At 68.7% G+C, this 13,717-nt stretch carries 12 protein-coding genes; 5 read left to right on the forward strand and 7 right to left on the reverse strand.

Going from position 1 to position 13,717, the window contains the following annotated elements; translation table 11 throughout:
* Positions 1–96: 96 nt before the first annotated feature.
* The 3 genes from treZ to glgX are packed head-to-tail and all read right to left on the reverse strand — an operon-like array spanning position 97 to position 6,053.
* Positions 97–1,809, reverse strand: coding sequence for a malto-oligosyltrehalose trehalohydrolase (gene treZ / locus ABD999_RS07985; RefSeq protein WP_271275454.1), 1,713 nt, complete (start codon positions 1,807–1,809; stop codon positions 97–99).
* Positions 1,799–3,967, reverse strand: a complete 2,169-nt coding sequence (treY, locus tag ABD999_RS07990; RefSeq protein ID WP_271275455.1) for a malto-oligosyltrehalose synthase — start codon at positions 3,965–3,967, stop codon at positions 1,799–1,801. Before treY ends, treZ begins: the two co-directional genes overlap by 11 nt.
* Entirely contained in the window at positions 3,960–6,053 is a 2,094-nt protein-coding gene (gene glgX / locus ABD999_RS07995; protein WP_148033950.1) for a glycogen debranching protein GlgX, read from the reverse strand. Before glgX ends, treY begins: the two co-directional genes overlap by 8 nt.
* A gap of 356 nt (positions 6,054–6,409) precedes the next feature.
* Between glgX and ABD999_RS08000 the strand changes: the two genes are divergently transcribed.
* Entirely contained in the window at positions 6,410–7,792 is a 1,383-nt protein-coding gene (locus ABD999_RS08000; RefSeq protein WP_271275456.1) for an IS1380 family transposase, read from the forward strand.
* Between the two features lie 908 nt (positions 7,793–8,700).
* Here ABD999_RS08000 and ABD999_RS08005 read toward each other — a convergent pair.
* Positions 8,701–9,549 (reverse strand): helix-turn-helix domain-containing protein, encoded by an 849-nt coding sequence (locus ABD999_RS08005; protein WP_271275457.1) that lies wholly within the window; start codon positions 9,547–9,549, stop codon positions 8,701–8,703.
* A 629-nt stretch (positions 9,550–10,178) separates the two neighbouring features.
* Here ABD999_RS08005 and ABD999_RS08010 point away from each other — a divergent pair.
* The 4 genes from ABD999_RS08010 to ABD999_RS08025 all read left to right on the forward strand — a co-directional run bounded on the left by ABD999_RS08010 (position 10,179) and on the right by ABD999_RS08025 (position 11,809).
* Positions 10,179–10,397, forward strand: coding sequence for a DUF397 domain-containing protein (locus tag ABD999_RS08010; RefSeq protein ID WP_271275458.1), 219 nt, complete (start codon positions 10,179–10,181; stop codon positions 10,395–10,397).
* Positions 10,398–10,460: 63 nt separating this feature from the next.
* Positions 10,461–10,658: a DUF397 domain-containing protein gene (locus tag ABD999_RS08015; RefSeq protein ID WP_271275459.1), complete on the forward strand. Its 198-nt coding sequence runs from the start codon at positions 10,461–10,463 to the stop codon at positions 10,656–10,658.
* 47 nt (positions 10,659–10,705) lie between these two features.
* Positions 10,706–11,134, forward strand: a complete 429-nt coding sequence (gene mscL / locus ABD999_RS08020; RefSeq protein ID WP_148033954.1) for a large conductance mechanosensitive channel protein MscL — start codon at positions 10,706–10,708, stop codon at positions 11,132–11,134.
* 96 nt (positions 11,135–11,230) lie between these two features.
* Positions 11,231–11,809: a hypothetical protein gene (locus ABD999_RS08025; protein ID WP_261808809.1), complete on the forward strand. Its 579-nt coding sequence runs from the start codon at positions 11,231–11,233 to the stop codon at positions 11,807–11,809.
* On the opposite strand, the gene ABD999_RS08030 is transcribed toward ABD999_RS08025, so the two are convergent.
* The 3 genes from ABD999_RS08030 to ABD999_RS08040 all read right to left on the reverse strand — a co-directional run bounded on the left by ABD999_RS08030 (position 11,788) and on the right by ABD999_RS08040 (position 13,663).
* A complete protein-coding gene (locus ABD999_RS08030; protein ID WP_271275460.1) occupies positions 11,788–12,717 on the reverse strand; it encodes a threonine ammonia-lyase in 930 nt (309 codons plus the stop codon). The two genes, ABD999_RS08025 and ABD999_RS08030, sit on opposite strands and share 22 nt — an antisense overlap.
* Before the next feature lie 4 nt (positions 12,718–12,721).
* The gene (locus ABD999_RS08035; RefSeq protein WP_271275461.1) at positions 12,722–13,288 is read right to left on the reverse strand and encodes a phosphatase PAP2 family protein; all 567 of its coding nucleotides are present in this window, start codon (positions 13,286–13,288) and stop codon (positions 12,722–12,724) included.
* Between the two features lie 66 nt (positions 13,289–13,354).
* Entirely contained in the window at positions 13,355–13,663 is a 309-nt protein-coding gene (locus ABD999_RS08040) for a hypothetical protein (RefSeq protein ID WP_271275462.1), read from the reverse strand.
* Between the last annotated feature and the right edge of the window lie 54 nt (positions 13,664–13,717).

The raw sequence follows: 13,717 nt of genomic DNA on the forward strand, positions 1-13,717 counted from the left end.
CCCCCTGTGGACGACCGCCGGCCGCCAGTCGGACCCCCGAAGAACGGACCGGGTCACCGACCGCAGAGCTGGTCGACACAGGAACGGATCGGGCCTTCAGCCGGAAGGGCGGTGGACCACCAGGGACTGGCCCGGGAGCCGTACCCCCTGCCCGTCCTCCGCCACCGGCTCGTCCGACGACAGCAGCAGCCCGCCCAGCGGCACCGGCACCGTGACCGTGTCCGTGCTGAAGTTCACGCTCACGCACACCTCGCCCCGCCACACGACCAGCCACTTCCCCGCCGGATCGGTCTCCACCCTGACCCGGTCGAGGCGCGGGTCGGTCAGTTCGGGCAGCGCCTTGCGCAGCGCGATCAGGTCGCGGTACCAGCACAGCAGCGACCAGTGCGCCTCGTCCTTCAGCTCCTGCCAGTCGAGCTTGCAGCTCAGGAACGTCTCCTCCGCCGACGGGTCGGGCGCCTCCCATGTGTAGCCGAAGCCCTCGAACTCCTTCTCCCTGCGCCCGCCCTCGCTCTCGCGCAGGTGGGGCTCGGCGTGGTCGGAGAAGAACAGGAAAGGCGTCCCCGCCCCCCACTCCTCCCCCATGAACAGCATCGGCGTGAACGGCGAGGTCAGCAGCAGGCCCGCGCCGAGCTTGAGCGCGGGCATCGGCAGCCGGTCGCCCATCGGCCGGTTGCCGATCTGGTCGTGGTTCTGCAGGCAGGCGACCAGCCGGTGGCCGGGGACGCCGGTGTAGGGCCGGCCGTGGGAGCGGCGGCGGAAGCTGGAGTAGCCGCCGTCGTGCAGGACGCCGTCGGTGAACACCTTCGCCAGGGCGGACAGCCCGGCGAAGTCCGCGTAGTAGCCGTGGGTCTCGCCGCTCACCGCGGTGTGCAGCGCGTGGTGCACGTCGTCGTTCCACTGGGCGGTCATGCCCAGGCCGCCCGCGTCCAGGGAACGCACCATGCGCGGGTCGTTCAGGTCGGACTCGGCGATCAGCGTCAGCGGCCGGCCGGTCGCGCACGACAGCGCGTCCACCTCCTCGGCGAGCTCGGCCAGCAGGTGGGTGGCGCGCTTGTCGTGCAGCGCGTGCACGGCGTCCAGCCGCAGGCCGTCGACGTGGTAGTCGCGCAGCCACTGCAACGCGTTCTCGATGAAGTAGCGGCGCACCACGTCGGAGCCGGGCCCGTCCAGGTTGACCGCCTCGCCCCAGTAGCTCCCCTCGAACCCGCCGAAGTACGGGCCGAACGGGTGCAGGAAGTTGCCCGACGGCCCCAGGTGGTTGTAGACCACGTCGAGGATGACGCCGATGCCGGCCCGGTGGCAGGCGTCGACGAAGGTCTTGAGCCCGTCGGGCCCGCCGTAGGTCTCGTTCACCGCGTACAGGTCGACCCCGTCGTAGCCCCAGTTGCGGGTGCCGGGCACCGGCGCGACCGGCATGATCTCCACGAAGTCGACGCACAGCTCGACGAGATGGTCCAGCCTGCCGGCGGCGGCCTGGAACGTGCCCTCGGGGGTGAACGTGCCGATGTGCAGCTCGTAGATCACCCCGCCGCGCAGGTCGCGGCCCTTCCAGTCGTGGTCGGACCAGGTGTAGCGGGCGTGGTCGTACACGGCGCTGGGCCCGAAGACGCCCTCGGGCTGCCGGCGGGAGCGGGGGTCGGGGTAGGGGCCGTCGCCGTCGATCACGTACGCGTAGCTGGTGCCGTGCACGGCGTCCGGCACGTCGAGCGACCACCAGCCGTCCGTCCCGGCGGACATCCCGCGCCGCTCGCCCAGGACCAGGACCTCGACGGCCGTGGCGTTGGGGGCCCACACGTCAAAGATCATTTCGCTCCAGGAGTGCGACGGGAAGGGAACCGAGCAGGTGGGCCAGGGGGACCCGGCCGGTGTGCACGCCGCCGCCGAACAGGTCGCGCCAGCTGCCCGGCGGCAGCGACAGCGTGGTGCCGCCCCAGCCGCCGCGCCGCTCCAGGCCGACGGGCAGCCGGGTGGCGACGGCGACGGCCCGCGCGCCGACACCGGTCCCGGTGGGGTCGTCGCCGCCTCGGGCGAACGCGATCACGTGCTCCGCCGCCGCGCCGTCCGCGCGCAGCGGCGTGTACGGTGCGGCGGGGCCGACGCGCCGGCGCAGGCGCAGCGCCTGCGTGGTGACCCGGAGCTTGGCGGCGTCCCAGGCGGAGGCGGGGGTGCGCGGATATGTGACGGGCCGCCGGTTGTCGGGGTCGACCAGGGAGAAGTCGGTCGTCTCGTTGCCCTGGTAGACGTCGGGCACGCCGGGCATCATGAGCTGCACGAGCTTGGCCCCGAGCGAGTTCGCCATCGCGTAGCGGTCGATCCGCTCGGTGAACTCGCCGACCGGCAGCCGCACGGCCGCCTCGGCGAACGCGCGCAGCCCCCGCTCGTAGTCCGGGTCGGGGCGCACCCACGAGATCGCGGTCTTGGCCTCGCGCGCCGCCTTCAGCAGGTAGTCGGTGAACCGGCCGGCCGAGATCGGCCAGGCGGCCATGAGGTTCTGCCAGGCCAGGTAGTCGAGCCGGCGGTCGAAGGCGACCTGCGCCGACCACTCCGACACCGCCTTCTCCCACTCCTCGGGCAGCTCCGACAGCACCGAGAGCCGGGCCCGCACGTCCTCCGAGCGCTTGGTGTCGTGGGTGGACAGCGTGGTCATGGTGTGCGGCGGCATGGCCGCGCAGTAGTCGTGGAACTCCTCGACCGGCACGCCGAAGTGGTCCGGCTCCCACCCGACCTCGTTCAGGCACGACAGCGGGAACCACCGGTAGAGCGCGGTGTCCTCGACCCCCTTGGCCATGACGGGACCGCAGGCCTGCTGGAACCGGGTGATCACCTCGGGCGGCCCGTGCAGGACCTGCTCGACGAGCGGGTGGACGGCGGAGGAGCAGACCGCTGCCGCCCCCTCGACGATCTCGACCGACACGGCGGGCGGCGGCTCGCCCGGCACCACGTACGCCCGGTAGACCGGCATGGCGGCGAGCAGCTCGGCGACCGCCGCCGGGTCGCAGGAGGCGGCGCGGGCCAGCCGGCTCACCTCGGCGCCGAAGAACAGGTCGACGACCTCCTGCTTGGCCAGGGTCATGACCTGCCGGTAGTCGGCGGGCTCGCCGGTCAGCCGGGTGAACAGCTCGACCAGCGGCCGCTTGCCACCGGGGTCGACGAACAGGCCGGTGACCCGGTTGAGCGTCTCGTAGCCGGTGGTGCCGTCGCACGCCCAGTCGGCGGGCAGCCGCTCCTCCCCGATGAGGATCTTCTCCACGACCGTCCAGGTGCCGCCGGACCTGGCGCGCAGCCGTTCCAGATAGCCTCGGGGGTCGGCGAGGCCGTCGGGGTGATCGACCCGCAGCCCGTCGGCCAGCCCTTCGTCGAGCAGCCAGAAGATCACCTCGTGGGTGGCGAAGAACACCTCCGGGTCCTCGGCCCGCAGCCCGATCAGGGTGGACACGTCGAAGAAGCGCCGGTAGCCGGGCCCCTCCCGCCAGTCGACCAGCCGGTAGTGGCCCGGATAGGGGAACTCGTGCTCGTGGTAGCGCAGCACGTCGCCGTCGACGACCGGCTCGGTGTCGTCGCCGAGCACGGGCAGCGCGACCTTGCCGTCCTCCCACTCGATGTCGAACCAGCGCGCGTACGGGGACTCCGGGCCGTCCTTCAGCACCGACCAGAACGCGGCGTTTTTGGTGTTCATGTGGTTGGGCACCAGGTCGAGCACGACGCCGAGATCGTGCGCCGCGAGCTGCTCGGCCATCTCGCGGAAGCCCTTCGCGCCGCCGAACTCCTCGCGGATCCTGGAGTGGTCGGTGACGTCGTAGCCGTGCAGGGAGCCGGGCGTCGCCTGGAGGATCGGCGACAGGTAGACGTGGCTGACCCCGAGGTCGCGCAGGTAGCCGGCGATCTCCGCCACCTGGGCGAAGCCGAAGTCGGGGGTCAGCTGCAGCCGGTAGGTCGAGACGGGCCTGGTCAGGGAATCAGACACGGCGCAGCACCCGCACACTCCGCCCCGGCACCGCCACGCCCTCCCCGGCGCGGCACATGCGCACGTCCAATCTGATCGGCATCGCGGTGTCTATCTCGGTCTGCCACATCTCGCCGTAGTCCTTGGGGATCGTGAAGCGGATGGTGTCGTGGTGCGCGTTGAACAGCAGCAGGAACGAGTCGTCCCTGATGGGCCGGCCGCGCCGGTCGGGCTCGGTGATGGCCTCGCCGTTGAGGAAGACGGCCAGCGACTTGGCGTAGCCGACGTTCCAGTCGCTGTCGGTCATCTCCTCGCCCGACGGGGTGAGCCAGGCGATGTCGCTGAGTCCCCGTACGGGCTTGCCGTAGAAGAACCGCCTGCGGCGGAAGACCGGATGCTTCTTGCGGAGCGCCGCCAGGCTCTGGGTGAACTCCAGCAGCAGCCAGTTCTCCCGCACGTCCGACCAGTCGACCCAGGTCAGCTCGTTGTCCTGGCAGTAGCCGTTGTTGTTGCCCTGCTGGGTGCGGCCCAGCTCGTCGCCGTGCGACAGCATCGGCACGCCCTGCGACAGGAACAGCGTGGTCAGGAAGTTGCGCTTCTGCTGCTCGCGCAGGGACTCGATGGCCCAGCCCGCCGGGCCCTCCGCGCCGCAGTTCCAGGACCGGTTGTCGTCGGTGCCGTCGCGGTTGCCCTCCTTGTTGGCCTCGTTGTGCTTGTGGTCGTACGAGACGAGGTCCCGCAGCGTGAAGCCGTCGTGGCAGGTGACGAAGTTGATCGAGGCGGCGGGGCGGCGGGTGTCGGCCTGGTAGAGGTCGCTCGACCCGGTGAAGCGGGAGGCGAACTCCGGCATCGTGGCCGGCTGGCCGCGCCACAGGTCGCGGATGGTGTCGCGGTAGCGGCCGTTCCACTCGGTCCACCGCGACGGGAAGTTGCCCACCTGGTAGCCGCCGGGCCCGACGTCCCACGGCTCGGCGATGAGCTTGACCTGCGACAGCACCGGGTCCTGCTGCACCAGGTCGAAGAACGCGCTCAGCCGGTCGACCTCGTGCAGCTCCCGGGCCAGCGTCGAGGCCAGGTCGAACCGGAACCCGTCGACGTGCATCTCGATGACCCAGTAACGCAGCGAATCCATGATCATCTGCAGCACGTGCGGCGAGCGCATGAGCAGGCTGTTGCCGGTGCCGGTGGTGTCCATGTAGTAGCGCTTGTCGTTGTCGACCAGCCGGTAGTAGTTGGGGTTGTCGATGCCGCGGAAGCCCAGCGTCGGCCCCAGGTGGTTGCCCTCGGCCGTGTGGTTGTAGACGACGTCCAGGATGACCTCGATGCCGGCTTCGTGCAGCGCCTTCACCATGGCCTTGAACTCCAGCACCTGCTGGCCTCGCTGCCCGGTACTGGAGTAGCGGTTGTGCGGCGCGAAGAAGCCGATCGAGTTGTAGCCCCAGTAGTTCGACAGCCCGCGCTGCTCCAGGACGTGGTCGGTGACGAACTGGTGGACCGGCATCAGCTCCAGCGCCGTGACGCCCAGCTTCGTCAGATGGTCGGTGATCACCGGATGGCCGAGCGCGGCGTAGGTGCCGCGCACCCGCGCGGGGATCTTCGGATGGCTGATGGTCAGCCCCCGCACGTGCGCCTCGTAGATCACCGTGTCGTGGTACGGGGTCGCCGGCGGCCGGTCGTGACCCCAGCCGAAGAACGGGTTGACGACGATCGAGCGCGGCACGTACGGGGCCGAGTCGAGGTCGTTGCGGGTGTCGGGATGCCCGAACCGGTAACCGTACGCCGCCTCGTGCCAGGTCACCCCGCCCTCGATCGCCATCGCGTACGGGTCGAGCAGCAGCTTGTTCGGATTGCAGCGCAGCCCGTGCGCCGGGTCGTACGGACCGTGCACCCGGTAGCCGTAGCGCTGGCCGGGCCCGATGCCCGGCAGGTAGCCGTGCCAGATGAAGCCGTCGACCTCGGTGAGCTTCACCCGCTCCTCGCGGTTGTCCTCGTCGAACAGGCACAGCTCCACCGCATCCGCGACCTCGGTGTAGAGCGAGAAGTTGGTGCCGGCGCCGTCATAGGTCGCCCCGAGCGGGTAAGGATCTCCCGGCCAGATTTCGATCATCGAGGCTTCCTCCCGGTCCCTCCCATGTTCCGTTCCCCCGCCCTACCGGACAAGCCCGGCCTCGTTTCCCTCTGACGCGACCAGTACCTTCCCCTCGTTCCGCTCCGATCACCTCGTAGTGCTCCAGCCGCACTTCGAGATCTCGATCTGGTCGAGGCCGGGACGTAAGACAGCTACCGCACTGAGCATCTGGGACGGAAACCCCGCTACGACTGGACCCCGATCACCCTCTAGCCTCGGGCTTTCACGGGGAATTTGAGCCGAACTGATCGTTTACATGAGAAAAGTGCCTTTGAGCTGGGAGGATAGGGCTTGTCGAAGGTCCTGTCCGCGCCAGAGCAAGAGGCACTTTTCACATGCAGACTATCGCGTCCAACCGCAAGATCAGCCTGTCCGCTGACGCAAACGGTCTCCTGTCCCACGCAGGCGGCCTCCTCCTCACCCGGACGCTGGCCACCACCGGCCTGAACCGGGCGCTGTCACACGAACTGGAGCGGTGGCGCCCCTCACGCGCCGTGCACGACCCAGGCAAAGTCATCGCTGATCTCGCCCTCACTCTCGCCCTGGGCGGAGACTGCCTGGCCGACATCGCCCTGCTGCGCTCCCAGCCCGAGCTGTTCGGCCCCATCGCCTCCGACCCGACCGTCTCACGCCTGATCGACCGGCTCGCCGCCGATGAGACCCACGCGCTGAAGGCCATCCGCACCGCCCGCGCCACCACCCGCCAGCGCGCCTGGCACCTGGCCGGCGCTCATGCCCCCGGAACCGACGCCCAGCCCGTGATCGTCGACCTCGACGCCACCATCGTCATCTCCCACTCCGACAAGCAGCACGCCGCCCCGACCTGGAAGAAAAGCTACGGCTTCCACCCGATGACCGCCTTCGCCGACCACGGCCCCGGCGGCGGTGGAGAACCGCTGGCCCTGCTGCTGCGGCCCGGCAACGCCGGCTCCAACACCGCCGCCGACCACATCGCAACCACCCGCCTGGCCCTGGCCCAGCTGCCCCGCGCCCAGCGGCGCAACGTGCTCATCCGCACCGACTCCGGCGGCGGCACCCACGAGTTCCTGAACTGGCTCACCCGCCCCGGACGATGGCTGAAGTACTCCATCGGCTTCACCATCACCGACGACATCGCCACCGCCATCCTCAAACTGCCCGCCACCGCCTGGACCCCCGCCTACAACGCCGACCGCCGGCCGCGCCCGGGCGCGTGGGTCGCCGAGCTCACCGGCCTGCTGGAGCTGACCGGCTGGCCCAAAGGCATGCGCGTCATCGTCCGCAAAGAACGCCCGCACCCCGGCGCCCAGCTGCGCTTCACCGATCTAGACGGACACCGCTTCACCTGCTTCGTCACCGGCACCCAAGGCGGCCAGCCCGCCGACCTGGAACTACGCCACCGCCGCCGCGCCCGCGCCGAAGACCGCATCCGCGCCGCCAAGGACACCGGCCTGCGCAACCTGCCCCTGCACGACTTCGCCCAGAACCAGATCTGGCTCGAGATCGTCGCCCTGGCCTGCGAACTGCTCGCCTGGATGCAGATGCTGGCCCTACACGGCACCGACGCCCGCCGTTATGAGCCCAAACGCCTGCGGTTACGTCTGTTCGCCGCCGCCGGACGCCTGGTGCGCGGTGGCCGTCGCCTGCGCCTGCGCCTGCGCATCGCCACGCGATGGCCCTGGGCCGGCACACTCCTGACCGCCCTGGCCCGGCTCCAAGCCCTGCCAGCGCCGACCTGACCAGCACGAAACCATCCCCACGAACCAGGAAGGAACCCTCGGGCCCTGGAACCCCGCCCACCCGGCGCGACAGCCGGGCAGCCACGCTGACCACAGCGAGGAAATCGATCTCCAGCCGAAGACCTCAGCCGACCAACTCAAGGTCGAGAAAGATCGAGGCTAGAAGCCCTGCACACAGCAGGCCCTCAGAGGCAGCCCGCGAATTCCCAGCGTGCTGAAGCCGGATCCGGGCTGTCGTTCACCGCACGAGCTCGCTTTCCGAGCATGAAAGATCGATCAATGTCCCCAAGGCGACCTCTTGGCAATTTCCATTCCTACGCCTAGCCTATGACCAGCGATTAAAGCGCGATCGCGTGCTGCCAAAGGCAATTGCCAGGGTTTCCCGCATCAGAACGGGGTACCATCTACAACGCGAAGGCATTCGGAGGCGCTCCACCAAAGCGTTGACTAGGCCCAACAGCGAGAGGCTCCGCGTCAGCCCTCGGCCAAGTGACAGACGCGAAGCCCCTCTTTCGGTCGGCCTCGGTGGTCATCTTTGGTACGAGACCATCAAGGTCGGCCGCTGTGCATGCTCCCCAGCGCCTGCACGATATCGGCTAGAGCCTTCATCGTTTCCGCAACCGCGATAACGAGAACGGGCCATAACGGCTCGTCCGCGCCACCTCGGTCGCCACCCTGCGACGGCATCAAGGTCACCTCCTCCCCTAGTGAACGGCCCTCGGCGGACCTAGGTACAGCCGAAGAGCGAACACAAGTGGGAGAACGACCCCGAAGGGAGCAAGGTAGAGATTCCCCGTTTCAGCGCCTTAGCCTTACGAGTAACGAAACCCTCACCCTAACGAATGCGCCCGGCAGTACTGGCATGCAACCGGGTTTTGGAAGCGGCTCTATAAGACCTTGCTTGCTGATCAACCTTTGAAGGCAGTACTCCGCTGACGCACGAGGGCGATCGAGTCCTTCGGGCTGAGGGCCACCGCACGGAGTTGATTGAGCACTTCACGAAAGCGCGCGAGCTGGGCCGGCTTTTCCTGGAAGATCTGACCGGCCAGCGTGTCCATGTAGACGGTGTCGGCCACACCCGCGCTCGGGTCGAACTCCAGCAACATGAATGCGCTGTCGAGCGCCATGTGCGCGCCCACCGTGTACGGCACCACCTGCACGGTGATGCGCGGCGCCGCGGCCATCTCGGCGACCTGGTCCAGTTGGTCGGCCATCGTCTGCTCGCCCCCGATGTGGCGGTGCAGCGCGGACTCGTCCAGCAGGACCCAGTAGCGTGGCGGCTTCGTCTTGCGCAGCACGTTCTGGCGCTTCATCCGGTAGGCGACCCGATCCTCCCGCACAGACGGATCGATCTGGGGGAGGAAGCCCTGGATCACCGCCCGCGCGTAGTCCTCGGTCTGGAGCAGGCCGGGGATCGTGGTGGTCTCGAACTCGGAGATCGCGATCGCGTCGTTCTCCAGCCCGGGGACGGGCCGGAAGTCCACGTCCTCGCCGTCCTGCCACCAGCCCTGCTCGCGGGCGTCCTTGGCCAGGGCCATCAGTTCGGAGGGGTCCTCGACCCCGTACAGCCTGCACAGGTCGCGGACGTCGCGGAGGCTCGCCCGGCGCTGGGCGGTCTCGATACGGCTGATCTTGGCGGCGGAGCAGAGGAGCGCCTCGGCGACCTCGGCGATGCTCATGTTCGAGTCGTGCCGCAGATCGCGCAGCCGGTTGGCGAGCTGGCGCTGGCGGAGTGTGGGGTTGGCGCCGGTCATCATGCCCGGTCCATCGTCGCCACCCGGCTTACGATCATGTCGGTGCTCCCCTCCGCAGGCTGGGCCATCGAGGTCAGGTAGTCGATTATCTCGCGGAAGCGATGAAACTGCTTGTCCTGGCCCAAGGAAGAAGTGGCCCTCGGGATGGTCTCAGTCTCGAACTCCTTAGCCGGGAAGCACGGTCGAAGCGTATATAGCCGGCAACGGGACGGTGCAGCAGGAATTCGTCGTCAGCGCGACCAGGTGCGGTGAACCGGTGACCGTGATCCGGCCCTGACATTTCATCCGCGCCTCGAGCCGATCACCTTGATCGAATCGCGCCTATCGGGCTCATGCAGGCCATCATTCAGCGTCGGCCCTCGGTTCGGGCGTGTGGATCAAACTGAACTGCTGGCTGCCTCAGCCATCGCCGATCACGTGGAGCTGATACAGCAACCTTTCCAGCTCCCCGATTGACAACCAGGATCCCGAAACGCGCCGCTTGAGTATTAAGGCAAGAGCTGATGCAATTGCCGATGGTGATTGCATCAGAACGTATCTGAAGCTGGATCGGGGAACTCCACCTCCAGCATCGGCACGCGCGCGAGGCAACTCATCGTAGACGCCTACCGTCAGCAAGTCAGGAGGGGCACATGATGTCGAATCCCCAACCGGAACTCTGCTGGAAGACTCCCTCCTGCAACAACGGTAGCTGCATCGCCGTGGCGATGTTGCCCGACGGCCGCATCGCCGTCCGCGACACCAAACATCGCGACGGCCCCGTGCTGAACTTCTCCGCCGAGGCTTGGGAGGATTTCATCGAGAAGCTCAAGAAGAGTGGCCCATCCACACCTGGCGTAACATCAGCTTGATAGCTTGCTGATGAGACTACGATGGCTCTTTCACAGCCATAGAGACACTCTGAGAGGTTCCGCATGAGCTCTCCGCAGGCTCCCCATAAGCCGCATTGGCTCTCATGCAACAACGGAAATTGCGTACAAGTGGCGCAATATGATGACAAAATCCTCATTCGCGACAGCAAGGATGCTGAAGGCGCGACGCTCTCGTTCGATCGCGAGGAGTGGGAAGAGTTCCGGGACGCGGTCAAAGCCGGACGCTTCGACGCCGTCTGAAACCCTGTGTTGACCTGTGCTTGGCCGCCTACATACGGTTGCCTGCTATGGCTGGTTTCAGAAAATTCCTGCTGCGCGGCAACATCGTCGAGCTGGCGGTGGCCGTCATCGTCGGCGCGACCTTCAGCGGGCTCGTGCAGGCCCTCGTCCGCGACCTGATCACGCCGCTGATCGGCGCCGTCACCGGGGGGCGCCAGCCGGACTTCGCGCAGTACTCGTTCACCGTCAACGGCAGCGAGTTCAAGTACGGCGACTTCCTCAACCACCTGATCACCTTCCTGATCATCGCGGCGGTGGTCTACTGGCTGGTCGTGCTGCCGATGACGCGGCTCGTCACCCTGTTCGACCGCGACAAGGCGGCCACCACGAAGGAGTGCCCGGAGTGCCTGGGCGAGATCCCGATCGAGGCCCGCCGGTGCATGCACTGCACGATCCAGCTGGTGCCCGAGACGGAGAAGCCGGCCGCCACCACGTAGCGACGCCACGCCGGGCGGGCTGCGTCAGGGCGCGGTTTCGGCTCGGTTCCAGCTGGTACCCCATCAAGTGCGGCCTTGGTCCGACAAGATGGACGGGTGAGCGTTGAGTTGATGGTGTGGGACGCGCCCGTGCCCGTCTCCAGGGACCAGGCACGGGCCGCCTATCTGGAGGTCCGCAAGGGCGAGCCCGTTCAGAGGGAGCTGCCGGAGGTCGCCAAGGAGCTGCCGGGCACCGTCACCGTCTACGGGGACCACGTGCTGGTGACGATGGACCTGGAGACCATGGACGAGATGTCGGCCCAGGTGTTCGAGGTCGCGCGCGCGTACGGGCTGGTGTGTTACGACCCGCAGCGCGACCTCGTCCACAACGTGGCACCGCTCGGGGTCTACCAGGGTATGCAGCTCCACACCGGCGACGGGCTCATCGTGCACGATCCCGATCTGGGGCTGGTGCACGACGTGCTCGGCACCATGTCGCCGCAGAACCCGTTCGTGGCGCTGGTGACGTTCGGCCACCACTTCATCCAGGTCTCCCCCGGCTACGAGCTGGAGTACAAGGAGGGCGCGATGGTGCGCGCCGAGGTGGCGGAGCTGGAGGAGGTGCGGCGCGCCTTCCACGAGTACGCGACGGGCGAGCGGGGGTTCCTCAGCCGTCACTCCTGGTCGGCGGTCTGAAGCACCTCGCGCAGCAGGGCGGGGTCGACGTTGCCGCCCGACAGCACCGCCACCGTCAGCCCGCGCGGCAGCTTGCCCGACAGGCGGGCGGCCGTGGCGACGGCGCCGCTCGGCTCGGCCACCAGGCGTCCGGCGGTGGCCAGGTGGCGCATGGCGGCGCGGATCTCGTCCTCGGTGACGGTGACGACGGCGTCGACGTGCGCGCGCAGGTGGGCGAAGGTCAGCTCCGACAGCTCGGCGCGCAGGCCGTCGGCGCTGGTGCGGAACGTGCGGGCGGGCTCCCAGGTGATGAGCCGGCCGGCGGCCAGGCTCTCGGCGGCGTCGGCGGCCAGTTCGGGCTCGACGCCGATCACGGCGGCGCGGGGGCGCAGCGCCTTGACGGCGGCGGCGATGCCGGAGACGAGCCCTCCTCCGCTGACCGGCACCGCGACCACCTCGACGTCGGGCAGGTCGGCCAGGATCTCCAGCCCGATCGTGCCCTGCCCGGCGATCACATCCGGATGGTCGTACGGCGGCACCAGCGTGAGGCCGCGCCCGGCGGCCACCTCGGCGGCGGCGGCCAGGCGCCGGTCGGGCGGCACCACGACGAGCTCGGCGCCGTGGCGGCGGATGGCGTCGGTCTTGACCCGGGGCGTGCCCTCGGGCACCACGACCACGCAGGGCACGCCGAAGGTCGCCGCCGCGTAGGCGAGGGCCTGGCCGTGGTTGCCCGAGGAGTGGGTGACGACCCCGGCGGGGCGCAGCCGGGCCACCGCGTGGTAGGCGCCGCGGATCTTGAACGAGCCGACCCGTTGCAGGCTCTCGGGCTTGACCAGGAGGTCTCCGACCGGCACCAGCGGGGTGCGGACGACGACCGGCTCGATCCGCCCGGCGGCCGCCCGGATGTCCTCGACCGTCACCAGTTCCATGCGCTCAACCTACGGCGGACAGGCGTGCGCGGGCCAGGCGGACCACCGGGGTGACGGCGCCGACCATCAGCAGGGCCAGCAGCGGCGCGAGGGTCAGGCCGAGCACGAACCCGGCGATCACGTCGTGCGGGTAGTGCACGCCGACGAACACCCGGGAGAACGCCATCACGACGGCCAGGGGCACCACCACCCAGCCGAGCGCGCGCCAGGCCAGCATGAGGGTTCCGGCGGCCCCGGCGGCGATCACCGAGTGGTTGCTGGGGAACGACCAGTCCGCCGCCGGAGGGCAGGCGGCGATCGTCACGACGCCGCCCCGGCACGGCCGGTCCTCCCTGACGAGGAGCTTCAGCACCTCGCTGATCACGTACGCGCCCACGATCCCGGCCGGTCCGGCGATGGCGATCGCCAGGTCCCGCGCGGGAGCGTGGCGGGCGCGCCACCAGCACACGAGGAACAACGCCGCGAAGATGAACAGGCCGGCGTCGGTGCCGACCTCGGCCAGGGTGTGCAGCCAGGCCGGCGTGGTGAGTGCGAAGTCGACGATGTCGCGGTACACACGTGTCCAATCCATTAACAGGTGATGGACACGACTTTACGAGGAGATGGCACCGCGATGTGCCGTCAGAAAGGAGGAAGATCAGGTGGAGCCGAGGAAGCGCCTCGACAGCGCCAGCTGGGTCTGCTCCAGCTCGCCCCGGGTGATGAGGCCGCGTTCGAAGGACTCGGTGACGGCGTCGCGCTCGGCCATGTAGCAGGCGGCCATGATCTCGCTGCGGAGCGGCGTGAAACCGCGCTCGACGCATTCGGCGAACATCCGCGCCTTCGCCCCTACCTTGTCACCCGCGACCGTACAGGCGAGGTCCTGGGCCCTCAGCTGCCCGACGGCGTCACGCAGGGTGATCATGCCGGACGAACCCATGAACTTGGTGTCAAGAGTGATCTTCAATTCCTTTCGCCTCCGTTGTTATGCAACGCTTTGCAATGACGGCGTATTCCCTGC

It is taken from the genome of Nonomuraea ferruginea (genome assembly GCF_039540635.1).
Classification (GTDB): Bacteria; Actinomycetota; Actinomycetes; order Streptosporangiales; family Streptosporangiaceae; genus Nonomuraea; species Nonomuraea ferruginea.